The 18,725-nt window shown below is 45.2% G+C and carries 20 protein-coding genes; 9 read left to right on the top strand and 11 right to left on the bottom strand.

Annotated features, from left to right (window positions below; all coding sequences use genetic code 11):
* The first annotated feature begins 6 nt into the window (after nucleotides 1-6).
* The 3 genes from L2096_RS03085 (at nucleotide 7) to L2096_RS03075 (ending at nucleotide 2,714) form a co-directional block, all read left to right on the top strand.
* Nucleotides 7-375 carry a DUF4810 domain-containing protein gene (locus L2096_RS03085; protein ID WP_004934356.1) on the top strand — a complete coding sequence of 123 codons (369 nt, stop codon included), beginning with the start codon at nucleotides 7-9 and terminating at the stop codon, nucleotides 373-375.
* A complete protein-coding gene (locus tag L2096_RS03080) occupies nucleotides 372-1,046 on the top strand; it encodes a DUF799 domain-containing protein (RefSeq protein WP_004945058.1) in 675 nt (224 codons plus the stop codon). Before L2096_RS03085 ends, L2096_RS03080 begins: the two co-directional genes overlap by 4 nt.
* Before the next feature lie 120 nt (nucleotides 1,047-1,166).
* Entirely contained in the window at nucleotides 1,167-2,714 is a 1,548-nt protein-coding gene (locus tag L2096_RS03075; RefSeq protein WP_004934361.1) for an anti-phage dCTP deaminase, read from the top strand.
* Nucleotides 2,715-2,755: 41 nt separating this feature from the next.
* Here L2096_RS03075 and L2096_RS03070 read toward each other — a convergent pair whose 3' ends face one another.
* Both L2096_RS03070 and L2096_RS03065 read right to left on the bottom strand, forming a co-directional pair.
* A complete protein-coding gene (locus L2096_RS03070) occupies nucleotides 2,756-3,070 on the bottom strand; it encodes a putative quinol monooxygenase (RefSeq protein WP_053469631.1) in 315 nt (104 codons plus the stop codon).
* A complete protein-coding gene (locus tag L2096_RS03065) occupies nucleotides 3,067-3,693 on the bottom strand; it encodes an NAD(P)H-dependent oxidoreductase (RefSeq protein ID WP_088458894.1) in 627 nt (208 codons plus the stop codon). Before L2096_RS03065 ends, L2096_RS03070 begins: the two co-directional genes overlap by 4 nt.
* 503 nt (nucleotides 3,694-4,196) lie before the next feature.
* Here L2096_RS03065 and craA point away from each other — a divergent pair.
* Entirely contained in the window at nucleotides 4,197-5,426 is a 1,230-nt protein-coding gene (craA, locus tag L2096_RS03060; RefSeq protein WP_055414886.1) for a chloramphenicol efflux MFS transporter CraA, read from the top strand.
* Between the two features lie 8 nt (nucleotides 5,427-5,434).
* On the opposite strand, the gene yccS is transcribed toward craA, so the two are convergent.
* From yccS to L2096_RS03040, 4 genes are all read right to left on the bottom strand, one after another.
* A complete protein-coding gene (gene yccS, locus L2096_RS03055) occupies nucleotides 5,435-7,585 on the bottom strand; it encodes a YccS family putative transporter (protein WP_250364844.1) in 2,151 nt (716 codons plus the stop codon).
* A gap of 184 nt (nucleotides 7,586-7,769) precedes the next feature.
* Complete coding sequence (locus L2096_RS03050) at nucleotides 7,770-8,381, bottom strand: NAD(P)-dependent oxidoreductase (RefSeq protein WP_004934372.1); 612 nt, start codon at nucleotides 8,379-8,381, stop codon at nucleotides 7,770-7,772.
* Nucleotides 8,382-8,634: 253 nt separating this feature from the next.
* Complete coding sequence (locus tag L2096_RS03045; protein ID WP_004934373.1) at nucleotides 8,635-9,744, bottom strand: AI-2E family transporter; 1,110 nt, start codon at nucleotides 9,742-9,744, stop codon at nucleotides 8,635-8,637.
* Between the two features lie 126 nt (nucleotides 9,745-9,870).
* Nucleotides 9,871-10,515 (bottom strand): AAA family ATPase, encoded by a 645-nt coding sequence (locus L2096_RS03040; RefSeq protein WP_004934375.1) that lies wholly within the window; start codon nucleotides 10,513-10,515, stop codon nucleotides 9,871-9,873.
* 122 nt (nucleotides 10,516-10,637) lie between these two features.
* On the opposite strand from L2096_RS03040, the gene L2096_RS03035 reads away from it, so the two are divergent.
* Together L2096_RS03035 and L2096_RS03030 are read left to right on the top strand one after the other, a co-directional pair.
* Nucleotides 10,638-11,108, top strand: a complete 471-nt coding sequence (locus L2096_RS03035) for a Holliday junction resolvase-like protein (protein ID WP_151796045.1) — start codon at nucleotides 10,638-10,640, stop codon at nucleotides 11,106-11,108.
* A 117-nt stretch (nucleotides 11,109-11,225) separates the two neighbouring features.
* The gene (locus L2096_RS03030) at nucleotides 11,226-11,786 is read left to right on the top strand and encodes a hypothetical protein (protein WP_004934380.1); all 561 of its coding nucleotides are present in this window, start codon (nucleotides 11,226-11,228) and stop codon (nucleotides 11,784-11,786) included.
* Nucleotides 11,787-11,870: 84 nt separating this feature from the next.
* Here L2096_RS03030 and L2096_RS03025 read toward each other — a convergent pair whose 3' ends face one another.
* On the bottom strand, nucleotides 11,871-12,425 hold the full coding sequence (locus L2096_RS03025) for a hypothetical protein (protein ID WP_228127966.1): 555 nt from the start codon (nucleotides 12,423-12,425) through the stop codon (nucleotides 11,871-11,873).
* Nucleotides 12,426-12,441: 16 nt separating this feature from the next.
* Entirely contained in the window at nucleotides 12,442-13,212 is a 771-nt protein-coding gene (locus tag L2096_RS03020) for a class I SAM-dependent methyltransferase (RefSeq protein ID WP_250364843.1), read from the bottom strand.
* A gap of 206 nt (nucleotides 13,213-13,418) precedes the next feature.
* On the opposite strand from L2096_RS03020, the gene L2096_RS03015 reads away from it, so the two are divergent.
* Together L2096_RS03015 and L2096_RS03010 are read left to right on the top strand one after the other, a co-directional pair.
* Complete coding sequence (locus tag L2096_RS03015; protein ID WP_151839637.1) at nucleotides 13,419-14,261, top strand: aldo/keto reductase; 843 nt, start codon at nucleotides 13,419-13,421, stop codon at nucleotides 14,259-14,261.
* Between the two features lie 202 nt (nucleotides 14,262-14,463).
* The gene (locus L2096_RS03010; protein ID WP_004945088.1) at nucleotides 14,464-15,729 is read left to right on the top strand and encodes a hypothetical protein; all 1,266 of its coding nucleotides are present in this window, start codon (nucleotides 14,464-14,466) and stop codon (nucleotides 15,727-15,729) included.
* Nucleotides 15,730-15,798: 69 nt separating this feature from the next.
* Here the strand turns inward: L2096_RS03010 and L2096_RS03005 are convergent, their stop codons facing one another.
* On the bottom strand, nucleotides 15,799-16,359 hold the full coding sequence (locus L2096_RS03005; protein WP_004934395.1) for a hypothetical protein: 561 nt from the start codon (nucleotides 16,357-16,359) through the stop codon (nucleotides 15,799-15,801).
* A 315-nt stretch (nucleotides 16,360-16,674) separates the two neighbouring features.
* Between L2096_RS03005 and L2096_RS03000 the strand changes: the two genes are divergently transcribed.
* Nucleotides 16,675-17,637 carry a 2-hydroxyacid dehydrogenase gene (locus tag L2096_RS03000; RefSeq protein ID WP_149930023.1) on the top strand — a complete coding sequence of 321 codons (963 nt, stop codon included), beginning with the start codon at nucleotides 16,675-16,677 and terminating at the stop codon, nucleotides 17,635-17,637.
* On the opposite strand, the gene L2096_RS02995 is transcribed toward L2096_RS03000, so the two are convergent.
* Both L2096_RS02995 and L2096_RS02990 read right to left on the bottom strand, forming a co-directional pair.
* Nucleotides 17,638-18,123, bottom strand: coding sequence for a hypothetical protein (locus L2096_RS02995; protein ID WP_004934400.1), 486 nt, complete (start codon nucleotides 18,121-18,123; stop codon nucleotides 17,638-17,640).
* A 174-nt stretch (nucleotides 18,124-18,297) separates the two neighbouring features.
* Complete coding sequence (locus L2096_RS02990) at nucleotides 18,298-18,687, bottom strand: hypothetical protein (protein ID WP_004934404.1); 390 nt, start codon at nucleotides 18,685-18,687, stop codon at nucleotides 18,298-18,300.
* Nucleotides 18,688-18,725 lie beyond the last annotated feature (38 nt).

The raw sequence follows: 18,725 nt of genomic DNA, 5'->3' as shown, positions 1-18,725 counted from the left end.
CCGCAAATGAAAAAACTAATTCTATTGAGCAGCTTAAGTGTGCTGTTTACAGGTTGTGTTTCTGCACCCAAATCGTTGTATAGCTGGGGAAGTTATCCTGAGCAGTCGTACCTGATGTACAGTGCGCCGCAAAAAGCCACGCCGGCCGCGCAAATTATCAAGCTTGAAGCCGATATTGAAAAAGCGAAGGGCAAAGGTCTGGCTGTTCCGCCAGGACTATATGCACATCTTGGGCTGATGTACCTCCAGCAAGGCAACAGCCAAAAAGCAGGCGAGTATTTTCAGCTTGAGAAGCAGGTGTATCCTGAATCGAGTATTTTGATGGATCGTCTTTCGAAAAAACTTACGGCAAGTACGGGGCAGGTACGCTCATGAAATCACTTTTAATGTCGTTTGGCCTTGCCGCAACCGCACTGATGACAGGGTGTGCCAGTTCGACTGCATTGCAAAAAGACACCACGGCCTATCAGCAGCATATGCCTAAATCCATTTTGGTTTTGCCACCGGTCAATGATTCACCCGATGTCAAAGCGACCTACAGCTATTGGTCGAGTGTAACCGTGCCGGTTGCAGAAGCGGGTTACTATGTATTCCCGCTGGCTGTTGTCGACAGCATGTTTAAAGAAAACGGAGTCACCAATGGCAGCGATGCACAATCGATTGCACCGCAGAAGTTGCAGGAAATTTTTGGGGCCGATGCCGGGTTGTATATCCGTGTGAAGGAATACGGATCGAGCTATCAGGTGCTACAGAGTGTGACCACAGTGGCCGCGGATGCCAAATTGATCGATCTGAAAACCGGAGATGTACTCTGGAGTGGCAGCAAGCGAATTGCGCAGTCGAGCAATAACGGCAATGGCGGTTTAATTGGTGCTCTGGTCGGTGCATTGGTTGAACAGATTGCCAGTAGCTTAAATGACCGTGCTTACCCAATTGCCAGCGCAGTCAATTATCAAATGCTTACGCCAACGCCTGCAAATCCGGGAATAGGGCTACTTTATGGCCCACGTTCACCGCAGTTTCAGCAGCAGGCGAGCGCGAAATAACCGCTTGTGGATTACCAAGTATGATTTCATTCAGATCGCAGCGGACCAATGTGCCGCATGCGATCTTTTTTGATCTAAACACGTTACACTAATCAAGTCTGTCAATCTGTTTGCTGGAGAATGCGGTTGCTAGAGCAAATACAAAAAGTAAGCAATGAACTGATTATCGGTTTAGTTGGGGCGGTGGGAAGTAGTCTGAACATCCTGACCACTACACTCACCGATCTGCTAGAAACCGAATTTGCTTACGACGTCGAGATTATTACGGTATCCAAAGATATTCTGGCGCAGCATGTTGACGAGCCAGCACATCCACTGAATGCATTTGAACGGATTTATCGTTATATGGATGTCGGCAATCAGCTACGCCATGACCACGATACCGACTTTTTGGCCCTTCAGATTGCACGTCTGATTGCCAAGCACCGTCAAGCATGGCAGGCACAACATCCAGACCAAGATGCAAGCCAGCGCCGTGTAGCCTATATCATCGATTCGTTAAAGCATGAAGCCGAAATTCAGGCGCTCAGACAAATTTATACCAATGGTTTTTTTCAGCTGTCGTTGTATGAATCAAAAACGGCGCGTCACAGTTCATTGATTCAACATTATGGCATTAGCCCGGAAAGTGCCCGCATCTTGATTGAGCGCGACGAAGGCGAAGCCAATGCTTATGGTCAACACACCAGTGAAGCGTTTCACTTGGCCGATTATTTTTTAAAGCTCGATAAGTATAATCCTGAACAATCACGTCAACCTGAGCTGGAGCTACGGGCATCGTGTTTACGCTTTTTAAGAATTCTGTTTGCAGACCCGTACATCACGCCAACCTTTAATGAGTTTGCGACCTATATGTCGTTTACTGCCAGTGTACGTTCAGCCGATCTGTCGCGACAGGTTGGGGCAGTCATTGCGCGTAACAATACGATTTTGGCAGTGGGATCGAATGATGTACCGAAATTTCAAGGCGGTACGTACTGGCCGTATCTAGATGATGACACCGGCGAGGTACGCGATCTCGAATCGGGCCGTGATTTTATGCGTGGTTTCGATGCCAATACCATTGAAAAAAATAAAATTATCGATGACCTGTTTCAGCAACTGGCTGAGGTGATTGATCAATCGGTGGAGCAAGAACGAACAGCGCCATTAAAACTTCAAATTCAGCAAATCTTAAAAGAAAGTAAAATCAAAAAAATTACCGAATATGGGCGGGTGGTCCATGCTGAAATGGATGCCTTGCTCAGCTGTAGTCGAAGCAACATTTCAACGCAAGGGGCGACATTGTTTGTGACGACTTTTCCGTGTCATAACTGTGCCAAACATATTATTTCTGCCGGTATTGAAAAGGTCGTTTTTGTTGAGCCATACCCTAAAAGTAAAGCCCTGATGATGCATGAAGACTCCATCATGCAAAAATGGGAGGGTCGAGAAGCGGCCGATCAGCCAAAGTTAATCTTTGAGCCATTTGTGGGCGTTGGTGCGCGTAGCTTTGTCAATCTGTTTTCGGTGTCGCTGGGGATTGGACGTAAACTCAAACGTAAATCCAAAGATGGGTATGTGTTGCAGTGGGATGGCAAAACGGCGCAGCCACGCTTGCCGATGTATGGTCAATCGTACCACGAGCTAGAACAGCAGATTGAGCAGTTGCTCAAAGACCAAAACTAAAACAAGGCCCAACGCTGGGCCTGTTATATCGGCCTAACGCCTTAGCACGCATGATCCAGAATACGAATATCAACCTCGATCACGTGTGCTTTTACACGCGCTTGATAAGCTTGCATGTGTGCAGTCTGTAAATGTGCCTCTAAATGTGCAACGCTTTCCCAATGTTCAAGCATGACGATTGACTGTGCATCGTGACGTTGAAAACTGACCTCAGACGCATGATCAATCATCGGCTGGTAACCATGGCAGCCATCTTCTGCAAGCACTTCAGTGCGAATACTGTGTAGAGCAGCCAGCACGGCTTCACGATGCTCGGCACCTGCGTGGGTTTTAATTTCGGCAATCACGGTAATCATGCATGCTGCTCCTGATCGTGCTGCTCAAATGATAGAGCAGTCGATGCAAACACGGTTTCAAGGTGTCGACGATACGCCGTTTTATAGGCCTCGACTTCTGGCTGCTTAATCACATCGTTGGCAATAAAGGTTGGTAGTGCCGTCATACCCAAAAACTGGTTGGCTTTATGAAAAGGGAGGTATACACCATCGACCCCTACACCATGAAAGAACTGATCTGGATCTTCAAATGCATCGAGTGGGGCATTCCACGTTAAGGACAACATATACTGTTTGCCTTGAATCAGGCCACCTGATCCGTAAGTCTTCGTACGATCTGAGCGGCTACGGCCATCGCTGGCATACAAACTGCCATGGCCTGCGGTAAAGACATCATCGATATACTTTTTAACTGTCCACGGTGCACCCATCCACCAGCCGGGCATTTGATAAATCACCACATCCGCCCAGAGATATTTTTCAACCTCTGTATCTGCATTGTATTTACTGTCTGCACGCGTAACCTGTACCTGATGCCCCAGTTCACTCAATACGTCTGTGGCGAATTCGGTCAGGGTGTCATTCAGTTCACCTTTGGAATGTGCAAAGGTTTTTGCACCATTAATCAGTAAAATTTTGCTCATAGGATTGGATAGAAATTGTAAAAATTGAAGGCAGTATAAAGCGCATAATGTTGCTGAAAAATGCTGGAATGAGAAAAAGATTATTGATTAAAAATCATGAAAACATCTATTTACACAGTCGAACTGAAATTTTTACACTTCAATTTCAATCGGATTAAAATAACATTTAGCCTGTGATTGCGTGATTTCAGGCTAAAACAAATCAGCTGTTTTAAGTGGCCTTAGCAGACCGTCAACAATTCTCGCATCGACGATTTAAGTCAAAAATGCTAAAATCATCACATTGAAATACAGATCAGGCATTATGCGAATCGTGCTTCAAAACGCACACGCAGCATAATGATCTTGGCTTTATTCTCACCTTGTATGCAGGGTGAATTTTATTGAGCAGTTCAGCTCGTGATTCATATCAATTTTTTAATACTTGGTGCTCGTCATCAGGGGCTTTATTTTTTCAAAAATACCTATGCTCGATAATGAGCATGTGAGATACGTTGAGCATCATGCAAAAGAAACACACTACTTCCCTAAATCGTGCAACGTTGATGTTTCCGCTGGCCTTGGTGCTGTTTGAGTTTGCGGTCTATATCGGCAACGATCTGATTCAGCCAGCGATGTTGGCCATTACGCAAGACTTTGGTGTTAGTGCCACATGGGCGCCGTCGTCGATGTCGTTTTATGTTCTTGGCGGTGCCTGCGTGGCTTGGCTGCTGGGGCCATTGTCGGATCGTTTGGGGCGTAAGCGTGTTTTGCTGGCTGGCGTCTTGTTCTTTGCAGTGTGTTGTCTGCTGATTTTACTCACACACAATATGGCGCAGTTTTTGGCATTACGCTTTTTACAAGGCATTGGTTTAACTGTAATTTCTGCTGTGGGTTATGCGGCTGTTCAGGAAAATTTCGAAGAGCGGGATGCCATTAAGGTGATGGCACTGATGGCCAATATCTCGTTATTAGCACCATTGCTTGGCCCGGTACTGGGCGCTTTTTTAATTGATTATGTTTCTTGGCACTGGGGATTTGTCGCCATTGCTGCCTTGGCTTTTTTAAGCTGGTTTGGGCTGAAAGCCAAAATGCCGAGCCAGCAGCAAAGCGTAACCCGTCAGCCATTTATATATTTATTTGATGATTTTAAACGCATTTACAGCGATAGCACCTTTTTAGGCCTCACGCTGGCACTCCCACTGGTGGCGATGCCATTGATGCTCTGGATTGCGTTATCCCCGGTGATGCTGGTGGATGAGCTAAAACTGAGTAGTGTGCAGTATGGTTTGGCTCAGTTTCCGATTTTTCTGGGGCTGATTGCGGGCAATATTGTTTTAATTAAAATCATCGATAGGTTGACTTTAGGTCGCACCATTTTAATCGGGCTGCCGATCATGCTATTGGGTACTTTGGTGCTTATGGTTGGAGCGATCTGGCAGCAATATCTCATACCATGTTTATTACTCGGAATGACTTTGATCAGTTTTGGTGAAGGTCTCAGCTTTTCGGTGATTTACCGCTTTGCATTGATGTCTTCACCTGTGGCCAAAGGCACAGTGGCCGCAGCGGTATCCATGTTGTTGATGTTTAGTTTTTTCCTGATTATTGAACTGGTACGCGCGCTTTATGTCGAGTTTCATATCATGGCATTTAGTTTATCTTCGGTGTTTTTAATTGCATTATGGTTTGGCTTTCCGCGTAAGGTACTGCTGCAACAAATGCGTATCCGCCAAGCCAATGATCAATTCTAACTTAAGCTTTAACGAATCTCTTGCTGCAACAGTTGCGTACGTAAGTTGATCAGCTCGGGAAGGGTCTCCAAAATCAAACTGATCTGTTTGAGTACCAGCATCAGGTTATCGGCGCCTGAGTTGCTTTGTGCCAAACGCTCAATTTCACGCAATTGTTGTTCGATTTGACCCTGAGGCAATCGCTGGTGTTGCTGTAAAACGGCATGCAGCATCTGCTGACATTTTTGCATGAGTGCCAAAATCTCTGGATCCTCCATCTTTTCCCGATGACTCCCCAAAGCCGAAATGTAGCTTAACTGACTGTGGCTATAAACCAAGTAGCGAAAAGCCGAATGAATTAATTCGGGGTTCGGGTGTGGCTCTGCACTAAGACTCGAAATCATGGTCGAGAGTTCAATTTGTCTGTTGTGTGCCAAGCGCCGAGCAATCCGGTACGCCATGCTATTATTGCGGCCCGTTTGATATTGCTCAATCACAGAAGAAAAATACGCCACACAGGCTTGGCTACTGTTACGAATATTGTTGGAAATATTGCGAAAATTCCAGTCAGGCCAGATGAAACTGACCGCAAACCAAGCCACGGCACAACCGAGTAAGGTGTCGATCACACGCGGTAAAATAATCGCGTAGCCTGCACCTTTTAAATTAAAAATTAGCAACACCATAAGCGTGGCCATACTGGTGGCCAGCGCGTACTTTTTTTGTCTGAGATAAAAGAAAAACACCCCACAGATCACGGTGATCATGAGTTGCCCATCAACGCTGGGAACAAAATACAGGATGGGCAAACCAAATATAACGCCGAGCAGGGTGCCAAGCGTACGTAATCTTAAGCGACTTTTGGTCGCAAAATAAGTCACCTGACACACAAACAGTCCGGTCAGTAAAATCCAGTAGCCATTTTGCGCAAAAGGCAGTAGCGAGATGAGCGAACCGGCAGCAAACACAAAGGCGATACGCGTGGCATGACGAAATAAGGCCGATTGAGGCGTCAGATGCTGACGAAACTTAAGCCATAAATCCCGTATGCCATGAATATCGTCATCCAGTAAGTTCAGGTTATCGATATGATGTTGCATCCGCTGTGGATAGGTGGCTTGAAGATCATCGAGGTTACTCAGTTGATCATCCAGATTATGTAAATTCTTTAAAATTAATTTGAGATTTTTCACCTCGATGTTGTGCGGGTTTTCGGCAATCCAGTCTTGCATCGACAGCTCTAGTTGCAGCAATGACTGCTTGATTTCCGGTCTGGGCTGATAGGGTTGGCGACTCAGAATGCATTGGCTTAATTGTTCGCAGGCCTGTGCTTGCAGGCGAATATTTTTTTGAATCCGAAAAATCAGATCGCTGCGGCTAAAATTGCGCTGAATTTGCTCATAATGCAAATAGTTGGCGCTGACCTGTTCATGGATGTCTTGTGCGACAAAGTACAAATGTAACCATTGCATACTGTTTTTATTGACCCGCGATGCCTTTAAACGGCTGAGTAATGAACTTTTGGCACTGTTCAGACTTTGCACGGTTTTGCTGTTTTCGAGTGAAAGTTCAAACAGCAACTGCTCAACATTGTCGAGATTATCGGGATCAAATAAGCGTGACTTTAAGGTGAGTACTTGCGATAAATTTTGAAAAATCTGAGCCAGATTGTCTTGCACGGCAAGTGTAGGCTTGATCATAAAAAACAGCACAGAGGTCAGGCCGTACCAAAGCACACCATAAACAAAATACAGAGGTTGCTGATACCAGTGTGTGTATTCTCCTAATCCAAAAAGGGTATAAACAGACAGCAGCACAGTACCAAATGAAATGGTCGCATAACGTTGACCAAGTGAACCCAGCAAAATTAAAAAGCCACTCGATAACGACAGGTACACAATAAAAAAAGCGGGATAGGGCGCCAGTAACTCAAGTATGGTACTGACCACAAAAAATAGTACCGACACATACATTAAATTGCGTAAACGAATAGTCAAGCGGTCATCAAAATCGGTGAGGGCGGTTGCAATTGCACCCAGCGTCACTGGAATGATCAGTTCATGTAGACCTAAGCTTCGAAGCCCCAAGGTGGTCCCGAGCAAAACAATGAAAATCTGGACGCAATACACCAGCGTTGCATTAATTTGATAAGACGACAAAAATTCAAAGCGACTGCGCATAAATGTTATAGTTGTTAAGTTTTTTATGTTTGTAGATTGGGCTTTTTTACACAGGCTGTCAATCCGTTTACCGTATCATCGCTACTAGCACACTCATGTAAAAAAGGAGCCATTTGAAGGCTCCTCTTTCAAACTGCGAACAAGAATGCAGTCATCAACAGCGACTGAAAATCAGAAACTGAAATTAATAACCTACGGTAAAGCGTTCCTGAACGTGGTTGCGCTGTTCAAGTTCATCGGCCAATGCAACGGCAAAGTCCTCGGTTGAAATTTTACTGACATCATCGGCAACCAGCAGTTCATCTTTACCCAAACGGAACTCGCCGGTACGTTTACCCGGGCCGAATTCGGCAGATGGCGAAATATAGGTCCAGTCCAGATCGTCAATCTGTTTTAATTTATCCAGAAAATGTCCTGCTGCCTCAGCTTCGGGACGATACGCCTCTGGAAATTCTTCTGTATCGATTAATCGAACATTCTGATGCGGAACATGTAAGCTACCTGCGCCGCCCACCACGATATAACGTTTCACTTTCGATTCGTAAATGGCTTTGAGCAATGCATTGGCATCGAGGCCATGAAAACGCACTGAACTGATCACTGCATCTTGGCCTTTCAACGCATCGACCAAAGCATCGTGATCATTTAAATCTAATGCAACCGCCATAACGCGTTCTGTTTCTGCAACTTTATGAATATCTCGAGCAATTGCCTTAACATAGTGACCGCGTGACACCAACTCTTCTAAAATTCGAGAACCCGCCATACCTGTTGCACCAATTAATGCAATTTTCATATTTTATTCCTCTGACGTTTATAAAATGCACAAAAATAAAAGTGACTGATTCAAAACTATGACAGTTCGTTTTGTAAATCGCGTTCAGTTTATGTCCGTCAGATGTAAATCAAGGTAGTGCTTTGATGACCAAATAGACGCTTGTGTAGCAGTTTTTTCACAGATATGCGGGAGTTTAATGAGCAATGTAAATGGTTTTTGCACTCCATCATGTGGATAACTTGATTGTTATCCACACGAACATAAGGAGGCGTTAGAGTTTTGGGTCGTCCAGATTGTCGTAAATCATTGTGGTTTTAGGCATTGGTTCCGGTTCGATATTTTCATGCAGCCATTCGCGCCAGATCGCCAAAAGAACTGCCAAAATGACCGGGCCAATAAAGAGGCCGACCAGTCCAAAGCTGGCAATTCCACCCAATACACCAAACATAATCAGCAAAAATGGAATTTGCGTCGCGCCAGAAATGACCAACGGACGAATTACATTGTCGGAGGTGCTGACAATACAAACTCCCCAGAGCATGACCCCAATCGCACCGACCATCTGGCCTTGAGAAAATAGCCATAAGGCCACCGCGCTATAAGCCAGCGGTGTACCAAATGGAATCAACGCCAGCAAGAAAGTGACTAGGGTCAGTACCATCGGGTTAGGGACGCCTGCGACAAAGTAGCTCAGCCCGGCCAAAATAGCCTGTGCCACAGCAGTCAAACCCACCCCATATACCACCGCACGTGTGGTTTCAGAAATCGTATCTAAATAATGATGAATTCGAGGGCCAATCACCATTTCGAGGGCTTTACTCACTTGCGATAAAATCGTTTGACCATCACGGTAAAAGAAGTACAACGACAGCAAAGCAAAGCACAGTTTGACCAGATTTTTACTGATTTCACTTAATACAAAGCGCCCATAGCCCATATGGCTTTGCAGCCAAAGGGTCACGTTTTGGGTAATATTGCTCGGATTGGTGTTGATTTCATTGAGAATACGTACAATTTCCTTACCTACAATCGGTAGGTCACGGACAAAATTTGGTGCGTCCAGATGCCCAGAAAAAATTTGCTGCTGTAACTCAATAAACAGATTGCGCCCTTCATGCTGTAAAATAAACACCGCAAAGGTAAGCGGAACTCCAATCACTAAAATGATAATGCTGATCATGATGGTGGCGGTCAGATTCGGGCGATGTTCACCAAAAAAACGCTGAATCCGCTTGTATAGCGGCCACGTCATATACGCAATAATCGCTGCCCATACCACAGGAACAATAAAATATTTCAGAATGTGAAAACCCAAAAGCAGCAGGATAATCAACAAACCGAATAATAAAGCACGTTGCAGGGTTGGCGCGTATTGTTGCACAGAACTCTCTAAATCATGATGGGCGAGGCCAAATCATATTAACTGAAAATAACTGACTGGCAAATAAACAGTTGGTTTTATTACGTAGCCAAAAATAACGCTGTTTTATCTGTTAAGAACATTGTTTTAGAACCATTTGCTCTTATCTTCAATCAGTGCATCTAGAAGCGGTTGCCACTGTTTTTGCAACTCAATAAAATTCTTCTGAGTTTTATCAAAAATACTTAGACCCTGCATGGCGAGCTGACCGTAGGCACTGCGTTCATTGATCGATGCAATTGGTGCTTGCTCAATCTTGTCAAAAAACTGTTGAATATCTTTACTGCTTGAGCTGTTGGCTTTCATGCGATTGGCCAGCAATAAAATTTCGACCTTGCCCTTACGAATCCGCTTGATATCGTGGATATCTTTTAAAAAGCGCTTGGTGCTATCAATATCAAAAAAAGAGGGTTGCAGCGGAGTGACGATGGCATGTGATTCACTGATCAGATGCTGTGCCTGATCATCTGAAAGCGCGCCCGGTGCATCAATAATTAAATACTCGATTCCTTTGGGCACTTCACCAATCGATTTTTCATGACGCCAGTCCAGACTTTGAATGCCTGCAACATGACTTGGCCGTTGTTTTAACCATTGCCGTGCCGATTTCTGATTGTCAGCATCGGCCAGTGCAACGCGATAACCTTTTTGTGCCAGTGCAGAGGCAAGTGTGATTGCTGTTATGGTTTTGCCACAGCCGCCTTTTTGATTTGCTATAAGTATCGTTTTCATGCCAGATATAAATGCTTAAATTTCTGATTTAGATTAGCATCTTTTTTCGGGAATATGCGCAGACATGACAAAAGTGTTGCGCTTATTTAAAGTGTGGCTCACATTTCAAAACAGGAATTCTTATGTCCATCTGGATGGCAATGCTGATCGGGGTGTGTATCGGGGTGGTAGTGACCACCTTGATTCTTTCAAACAGTCGTAACGGACGGATTAAAGCCGAGTACGAGCAGTATATTGCCGAGCTTGAACTTGAGCATCAGCAAGCGCTGATTGCAGCACAAAAGCGCAGTGTCAATACCAGCCGAGCGGTCCTGAAAGGCAAAATGGCCGAGCAGTTTGCGCCGATTTTGCCAGAATTCCGTTATTTACCGAGCGATGCGAAATTTATTGGCGATCCTATCGATTATCTTATTTTTGATGGCTATACCGATTTTAGAGATGGCGAAGGACATGCCGATGATATCGAGGTGATTTTAGTCGATATCAAAAGCGGAGGCGCACGCCTGACCAAAGGACAGCAGGCGATTGCAGAAGCGATTCGTCAAGGACGGGTGCGTTTTGAAACGATACGGATTGATTTTGATGAGGTTTAAATACGACTACGTATTTTACATAGACGGTTACTAAATGATGCTAATTTTTTCATGGGTTTGAGCATAGTATAATCAATATATCCACATGATTTCATTGCATTCCCGTCGAGGTTCTCTATGCGCAAACGCTTACTGATCAGCTTGTGTGCTGCGTTGTGGCTTGGGCAGGCCAGCGCATCAAATTCTATCGAATACAATATTGCCCGTGGCCTTCAGCCCGAAGCAAAAGGACAGGCCATTTCTGTACTAAAACCGTTTTACGGTGATTTTCGGATTTTAGGTTCAAAGCAGTATTTTCATGATGAACAGGCCAAGTTTTCACCCATAGACTATGCTGTGAGCTGGGGCTTGTTTGCACATCCGAATATTGCATCGCAAATTAAGATCAATCAGTATGACCGCTATTTAAACTGGAGTATGCGCACCGTACCCGTGCCGCCCGAGCAGGCCTTAAAAATGGTGTCGAACATGCACATCATTCCTGCCAATCCAACAATTGCCAAACAAATTACGCAGGTTAAACGTGGTGATTTAGTTCGACTCAAAGGCGACTTGGTTGAGGTAAAAGACAACAATCTGGTCTGGACATCATCGTTAGCGCCAGGCGGGGTGGGTGATGGTGCCTGTGAAGTCTTTCGCGTGAGTTCAATCCAATGGATCGAACGTCAAAATATTTAGCTTGAGATTAAAGCATTTGAATTGAACATATCGAGATACTTTATTCTGATAAAAAAACGGCCTATAAGGCCGTTTTTTTAAGGATTAAGATTTTGTTTTGAGCATCTCTTTCCAGTGTCGAAGTTGCTCTTGTGCCTGCAAATAATGCCCTAAACCTTGGGTCATGGGGGCGCTATGTGCAGTACTGCTGGCAGCGGAGGTCTCGGCAGTACTATAGGCTTTGGCTTGAATATCCCAATACTGGTAAAACAGTCCCTGAATATAGCGGCCTTGTTCGGTCTTTAAATCCAGTGCTTTGAGCATTTGCAGCGCAGAATTTACGGTATCGGCTTTTCGGTTGCGTTCAAACTCAGGCGTTAAATCTCCGCTTTTTTGCAACTTGATCAGCTCTGCTTCCATGTCGCTGTTCATTGCATTAAAGCGTTGTTCAAAATCATCTAGCGCGGCAATATCCTGCGCATCTTGCGGGGTATTGTCAAAGCTTTTAGGTGGTGGTGTTTGAAGCTGCTTCATCACATCCTGCTGCTGTGCGCTGGCTGCGGGCTTCTCGGTGCTGTCGGGCGTTTTATTGCAGGCGGTGAGTAATAGCGAGCCACTTGCGGCAACAATCAGTGCATACACATACGTACGGGTTTTCATTTTCATCACCACTTTTTTAAATTTTTTTAAAGTCATAAACATAGGTTACATAAGGAAAGGTAATTTGGTCGGAAGGTCGTTTTCCTGTGAAGCTAAAGATCACGGCTTCAAATTCAGCTTTCAACGCCAGTTGCTCAGCCTCGGGCATGGCCGCAATAAAACTGGTTGAGAGTAAGCGCTGGCTCATCACCTGCTCGACGCTTCCACAGTGCGAATGTGGAAACACATGTGCGCGTTCAAGCTGAAATAATTGCTGATACTCAAATACTTTTTTCCATTCGCCACTGTGATAGCGCGGTGTATCGCCTTCTAAGGGTGCCAGAATATCTGCAATGGCTTTTACCCAAGGTACATGCTCATCGCGCTGATTCCATATCAAGCCCAAATGTCCTTCAGGACGAAGCAGCTGATGCATTTCATTGAGGCTTTCGATATTGGCAAACCAATGAAAAGATTGTGCGCACACAATCGCATCAATGCTTTCAGATGCAAGTGGAATGGCTGTGCTGTGTGCCTGAATCGCGATGACATCAGGATGTGCAGCCTGAAGCTGTTGCAACATCTCGCGTATTGGCTCTACAGCATAAATTGCTGAGGTGACTTGTTTGAGGTAGGGAAGAAATTTTCCTGTACCCGCACCCAAATCAATCACACTGGACTGAGCATCAAGCGCCAAGTCTTGCTTGAGCCAGTTCACCACTGCTTCTGGATAGTTCGGGCGCGCATGCTGATACAGTTGTGCAGCGTGACTGAATCCTTGTTGTGCCGTCTGGTGAATCTGATTCATGGTGGCGTACTCGTGCGAAGTGAGAGGGCTAACTGCCTTCATTCATTATAGAAAGATCTGCTGAAGTGGTGATTGAAATAGCATTTTTAATACAATTTAATCCGTTCTGAACCGGTTTTCGTTTTAGCATGGCTCTGTGGTATCCATAAACATAAAGCGTGACATGATCCTGATGGATCGAACACCTTGAACCTAATGAGTAGAACATGACCCAGAATATTCCTTTGATTCAGCTGCACGACGGCAATACCTTGCCCGTACTCGGATTTGGTACCTATACCCTAAAGGGGAGCGCAGGCGTCGATACCATGCTGCGCGCCTTGACGCACGGTTATCGTTTTCTCGATTCGGCATTTAACTATGAAAATGAGGGCGCTGTAGGTCAAGCGTTACGGCAGTCGGGTCTGCCACGTCATGAGGTGCAAATCAGCTCTAAACTACCAGGGCGTCATCATGCTTATCCTAAAGCACTGGAAACCATTCAGGAGTCGTTGTATCGCATGCAACTGGATTATCTGGATCTGTATATGATTCATTGGCCTAATCCAGCGCAGGGTTTATATATCGAAGCATGGCAAGCCCTGATTGAAGCGCAGCAACGTGGATATGTGCGCTCGATCGGCGTGAGTAATTTTCTTCCCAAGCATCTGGAAATTTTGCGTCGAGAAACCGGTGTGGTGCCAGTGATTAATCAGGTCGAGATGCATCCTTATTTTAATCAGGCCGAACAGCGTGCCTACGATCAGTCGCACAATATTGTGACCATGGCGTGGAGTCCGCTCGGACGAGCAAATACAATTCTTGAGCATGTCCAATTAAAGCAGATTGCACAGCAGCTCAATCGCTCAGTGGTACAGGTGGTGTTGCGCTGGCATCTTCAACACGGCGTGATTCCGATTCCTAAAGCCACGAGTGATACAAACCAGTGTGCCAATTTAGCCATTTTTGATTTTGAATTAAGTTCCGAACAGATGCAGCAAATTGATGCCTTGACCCGTACAGATGGTCGATTACGCGACCAAGACCCGGCAAGTTATGAAGAATTTTAATGGGTTGTATCTTCCGCTTCATTTCTGAAATGGCAGCGTAACAGGGCAGGCTCAGAGCAGATGGCTTGCCAAGAAATCTGCATTGTGTCATCTTTTGCCCTGTTTTATCTGGCATGCCCTTATAAAATAAGCAATTCACGCTGTAGTGCAGTGGCTTGCCTTAACGCAAAAATGAACATTGGTCATAATTTTCGGTGTATCCATGGACAAACAAATAATTTTTGAAGATGAACATATCCGTGTCATTTTTCTCAAAGGAACCTCAAGTGAACTGGTCATCTCTTTTGGTGATCTGATTACACGGGCCAAAGGTTTGTCAATTAATGCCGAAAAATCCTTAGTCAAATACGACTATAACGTGCTCGGTATCATGCCGAAAGTGAAATCATGGTTTCCCGAAGCATCGATGCAACAGATGATGGAGCAGGTCAATCCGATTTTAGACACCTTTGAAACGGTGGTCGGATATGGCGGTTCAATGGGGGGATATGCGGCCATCAAGTTCTCTGCTTTACTGCGGATGCAGCGCGTAATTGCCTTTGTGCCACAGTATTCGATCGATCCGCAAGTGGTCGAAGACCGCCGATATGCCGAATTTTTCGATGTTAATGTGCATCGTGATATGGAAATTCGTCACGAAGATGTTTGTAGCGATGCCGAATATATCGTGGTGTACGATCCCTACTACCGTGAAGACCGTGAACATTACCTCAAAATCAAGCAGGTGGTACCGCAGCTTTTGACACTGCATTTGCCATTTACCGGGCATGAAGCTTTATCTGTGCTGGCCAGTTCGAGCTTGCTCAACGATTTTATTCGCCATCCGCTTGATCAGCGTTATTTTTATCAGCAGATGCGTAGCGTTAAGAAAAACAGTAAATTTTACTACCGTACCGTCATCCATAACCTGATGTCGCGACACAGCGCGGCACTGGGCCGGATTTTACGCAGTAATGATTTGCATCTGGACGATCAATATCTCGATGCGAATTTGAAGCAACTGATCACGCGAGTTATGCTCAACCGTCGTCAGGTGACCGAGCAAGATTTACAAAAGCTCGGTATCAAAGTGAACTTGTCGCAGGCCACCAGCAACCAGTTACAAGATCATTTTGGCAATCTGGTGGTGTTTAATCTGATTAGCCACAAGATTGAGTGTTATCCTGAAGAAGCAGTAACTCGTAATAATAAATACTTGATTGCGGTCGAAGCCAAAATGAGCGGCTTGCTCAAAATAGAAATTAATGGCGAGCATTATCTGGTTGTCATGAATGATCGGCGGGTGACCAAATTATTTAAAGAGCATGAAACGCTCACTCCAGATATGAATCCGATTGTGATTAAAAAATATCCTGATTATTATGTGCTTAGTTATAAAAACTTAAACTTAAGCAGCGATGAGCATGGATTATGTCATTTTGCTGAAGGCTCAGTGGGTGAGCTAGAGAAATTCAGTGCCGTGCAGTAAGTGCATACTATATAAAAAAGGGACGAGATATCGTCCCTTTTTCAATTCATATTCAATATGGCTAAACGCTTAGCGACCCACACCTACTTGTGTTTGTACGCCAAGATTACGTGGAGATACATTGGCATCGACACCTGCATTTGCATTGATCGATCCGACACGAACACCCACTTGTGTATTGGCTTTTACGCCAGCGTTTGAGCGCTCTTTTTTCTGATTCGACCAGCGTGAATCTGCACGTGCTTTTTGTTCTGCACGGTACTGGCGCGCTTGTTCACGTTGACGCTGCTCTTCATAACGTGCTTGTTCAACGCCACGTTCACCACGGTCGGTCACACGGTCTGCAACACCAAACGCACGATCAGTCGCATTCACTGCGATATCGCGCGATGCATGAACAGCTTGACCCGCAACACCGAGTGAAGCACCAGTGGCCGTGGTGGCAATATCACGCGTGGTATGTAAAGTAGTACCCACGATGTTGCCTACGCCACTACCTACACGGCCCAGCAAACCACCATTCGATTCAACTTGTGCATTTGCACCTACATTGAGCGCAGCACTCCCCGCGAAAACACCAGCAGAAGCAAGTACGCTCACAGCCAAAACAGCAGATTTGATCATTTTCATTTTTCTGTCCTTTAAAATCACACTCGGCGCAAAGTCGAGCGGTTGACATGTGTATCATATTCAACAAATCGTGATTTGTGTGCGTTCCATCAAAAAAATTACACGCCAAGAACAGCAGAAACGTAGATGCGGAGAAATCGTGAAGAGCAGCAAATAGATCGATTTTATCGTTTGATCAAGGGTAACTAGACAGTATTTATAATCGGCAAGCCTTGATATTGTTCAGACTGAACCCGTATAAAGAAAGAGCGAATTCGGATGCTGAGCATCTGTTCAGCAATCCCTTTTTTTATAATATTTACAAAAGAGCAGCATATGAGTCTCAACGCGGCATTTTTAGATTACGGTTCACTCGATATGAATGATCTGGATTTTCAGGCATTACGCGACTGTTTTCAACGTTTTGAACTTTATACAGCCACGACACCAGATCAGGTACTTTCACGCTTACGCAATATCGATGTAGCGATCACCAATAAAGTGATTCTCGATGCGCAAACAATTGAACAATTACCACACTTGAAACTGATTTTAATCTCGGCAACTGGAACCAATAATGTCGATCTAGCGGCAGCCAAAGCACGCGGTATTGTGGTGTGTAACTGTCAGGGCTACGGCACAGCTTCGGTTGCCCAGCACACTTTAACGCTCATGCTGGCGCTGGCAACATCTCTCATTCGTTATGATCGCGCCGTTGCGGCAGGTCGCTGGCAGCAGGCATCACAATTTTGCTTTTTAGATTATCCAATTATAGAACTCTCTGGCAAAACTTTGGGAATTGTTGGCTATGGGGAGTTAGGTCAGGAAGTTGCACGTTTGGCACAAGCCTTTGGTATGCAGGTGCTGGTGGCCAATATTCCCGGACGGCCGGCACATGCAGATCGACTTGCGCTTGAAGAACTCTTACCTCAAGTTGATTTTTTAAGTTTGCACTGTCCGTTAAGTGAACACACCCGACATTTAATTGATGCACAGGCATTGGCGCGTATGAAGCCTACGGCTTTCTTGATCAACTGTGCCCGCGGTGGAATTGTACATGAAGCCGATCTGTTAGCGGCTTTAAATCAGGGCATTCTTGCTGGTGCTGCAACAGACGTACTGAGCGTCGAACCGCCTACATCCGGGAATCCGCTGCTCGATCACACGCCCGATAATTTGATTATCACGCCACATTCGGCGTGGGGCAGTGTGCAAGCCAGACAGCGGATTGTCGACCAACTGACCGAAAATACATTGGGATTCTTACAGGGTCAGATCAAGCGTCGAGTCAATGTCTGATTAAGGTGTAGCACTTTCACCAAGAGGCGTGGTCACAGCACCCGATGGGGCAGCAGATGACGGTGCTGGAGATGCTGTCGTTGATGGCTGGCTCAGGCTACGCTGTTCAATGGGAACGGTAGCACTTGGGTCACCTGCAACTGCGGCTTTGGTTTGTTGCCATTTTTGTTCGGTGTAGCTTTTGGCATTGCTGGCTTTTTGCTGTGCAACCTGAGACTGCTCTTGTCCAAAGTTTTTGGTGTCTTCCCATTTTTCATTGATTTTGGCAGAGGATTTATCAGCACCGCGTTGGATCGAATTGCCAAGACGGTTCAGGTTTTCTCCTGCCTTGTAAGTTAACACTCGAAAAATATTGGGGTTATCGCCATACGGTGGCGTTTTGGCATCTGAGGGATTGGATGCTGTGCTGTTTGCTGCAAAGGTCACGCTGGTGATGGTCAGCGCTGGTACGCTCAATGCAAGACTCAGCAGTAAAGGCTTTAACATAAACACGATCCTGTGAAGTTCATCTATCAAGTCAGCTTTATATTAACCAGATCGGCGCCAATAAACAGCTTTTTAGAAAAAAACCATACAGCTTGCTACACGAGGCATACAGGTGTGAGGAATAAATAACAGCAGGACTCTGCCCTTAAACACGTTAAGGGCAGAAGAATTGGTTTATTGGCAAAGGGCCACATTTTCTTTCTTAAAGTTGTCACGCAGTGATAGGAAGTTGGCTTGTACGTTTTTATCGTACAAATCGAAAGTCTTGGCGGCACTTGTACCATCTTTGGCAATCACGATAGAGGTTGCCGAAATGAGGGTATTGCCACTAAAGGTCCAGTTCTCGCGTGCCTTACCGGCTTCCATCATCCCGGTAAATTCGATGGTGCATTGATTTCCTAGTTTGATCAGTTTGGCCTTATTGTGTTTGGTGTCCGGAAAGGCCTTGATATCCTTAACTTCTTCAATTACCCCAACTGTGGTTTCAGGAAGAGGTGGATTACTTGAACATGCAGTGATAGCCAAACAAGTAAATCCCACAAGTGAAAGCGTTTTTAAGTTCATATTTTCAGTCTATGTTGTTGTTCATTTTCTTGAGTATA

Origin of the sequence: Acinetobacter sp. ACZLY 512, assembly GCF_023614015.1 — a bacterium.
Taxonomy (GTDB): Bacteria; Pseudomonadota; Gammaproteobacteria; order Pseudomonadales; family Moraxellaceae; genus Acinetobacter; species Acinetobacter soli.
Note: the sequence above shows the minus strand (reverse complement) of the source record. Positions and strands in the feature narration are given on the sequence as shown.

What these genes read in the sequence shown, in the direction of transcription:
- L2096_RS03035 (WP_151796045.1), top strand. Translation starts at nt 10,638, where the DNA reads ATGTCCATCTGGATGGCAATGCTGATCGGGGTGTGTATCGGGGTGGTA.
- L2096_RS03020 (WP_250364843.1), bottom strand. Translation starts at nt 13,212, where the DNA reads ATGAATCAGATTCACCAGACGGCACAACAAGGATTCAGTCACGCTGCA.
- L2096_RS03040 (WP_004934375.1), bottom strand. Translation starts at nt 10,515, where the DNA reads ATGAAAACGATACTTATAGCAAATCAAAAAGGCGGCTGTGGCAAAACC.
- L2096_RS03015 (WP_151839637.1), top strand. Translation starts at nt 13,419, where the DNA reads ATGACCCAGAATATTCCTTTGATTCAGCTGCACGACGGCAATACCTTG.
- L2096_RS03050 (WP_004934372.1), bottom strand. Translation starts at nt 8,381, where the DNA reads ATGAAAATTGCATTAATTGGTGCAACAGGTATGGCGGGTTCTCGAATT.
- L2096_RS03030 (WP_004934380.1), top strand. Translation starts at nt 11,226, where the DNA reads ATGCGCAAACGCTTACTGATCAGCTTGTGTGCTGCGTTGTGGCTTGGG.
- L2096_RS03070 (WP_053469631.1), bottom strand. Translation starts at nt 3,070, where the DNA reads ATGATTACCGTGATTGCCGAAATTAAAACCCACGCAGGTGCCGAGCAT.
- L2096_RS02990 (WP_004934404.1), bottom strand. Translation starts at nt 18,687, where the DNA reads ATGAACTTAAAAACGCTTTCACTTGTGGGATTTACTTGTTTGGCTATC.
- L2096_RS03085 (WP_004934356.1), top strand. Translation starts at nt 7, where the DNA reads ATGAAAAAACTAATTCTATTGAGCAGCTTAAGTGTGCTGTTTACAGGT.
- L2096_RS03075 (WP_004934361.1), top strand. Translation starts at nt 1,167, where the DNA reads ATGCGGTTGCTAGAGCAAATACAAAAAGTAAGCAATGAACTGATTATC.
- L2096_RS02995 (WP_004934400.1), bottom strand. Translation starts at nt 18,123, where the DNA reads ATGTTAAAGCCTTTACTGCTGAGTCTTGCATTGAGCGTACCAGCGCTG.
- L2096_RS03005 (WP_004934395.1), bottom strand. Translation starts at nt 16,359, where the DNA reads ATGAAAATGATCAAATCTGCTGTTTTGGCTGTGAGCGTACTTGCTTCT.
- L2096_RS03025 (WP_228127966.1), bottom strand. Translation starts at nt 12,425, where the DNA reads ATGAAAACCCGTACGTATGTGTATGCACTGATTGTTGCCGCAAGTGGC.
- L2096_RS03080 (WP_004945058.1), top strand. Translation starts at nt 372, where the DNA reads ATGAAATCACTTTTAATGTCGTTTGGCCTTGCCGCAACCGCACTGATG.
- L2096_RS03010 (WP_004945088.1), top strand. Translation starts at nt 14,464, where the DNA reads ATGGACAAACAAATAATTTTTGAAGATGAACATATCCGTGTCATTTTT.
- L2096_RS03000 (WP_149930023.1), top strand. Translation starts at nt 16,675, where the DNA reads ATGAGTCTCAACGCGGCATTTTTAGATTACGGTTCACTCGATATGAAT.
- yccS (WP_250364844.1), bottom strand. Translation starts at nt 7,585, where the DNA reads ATGCGCAGTCGCTTTGAATTTTTGTCGTCTTATCAAATTAATGCAACG.
- L2096_RS03065 (WP_088458894.1), bottom strand. Translation starts at nt 3,693, where the DNA reads ATGAGCAAAATTTTACTGATTAATGGTGCAAAAACCTTTGCACATTCC.
- craA (WP_055414886.1), top strand. Translation starts at nt 4,197, where the DNA reads ATGCAAAAGAAACACACTACTTCCCTAAATCGTGCAACGTTGATGTTT.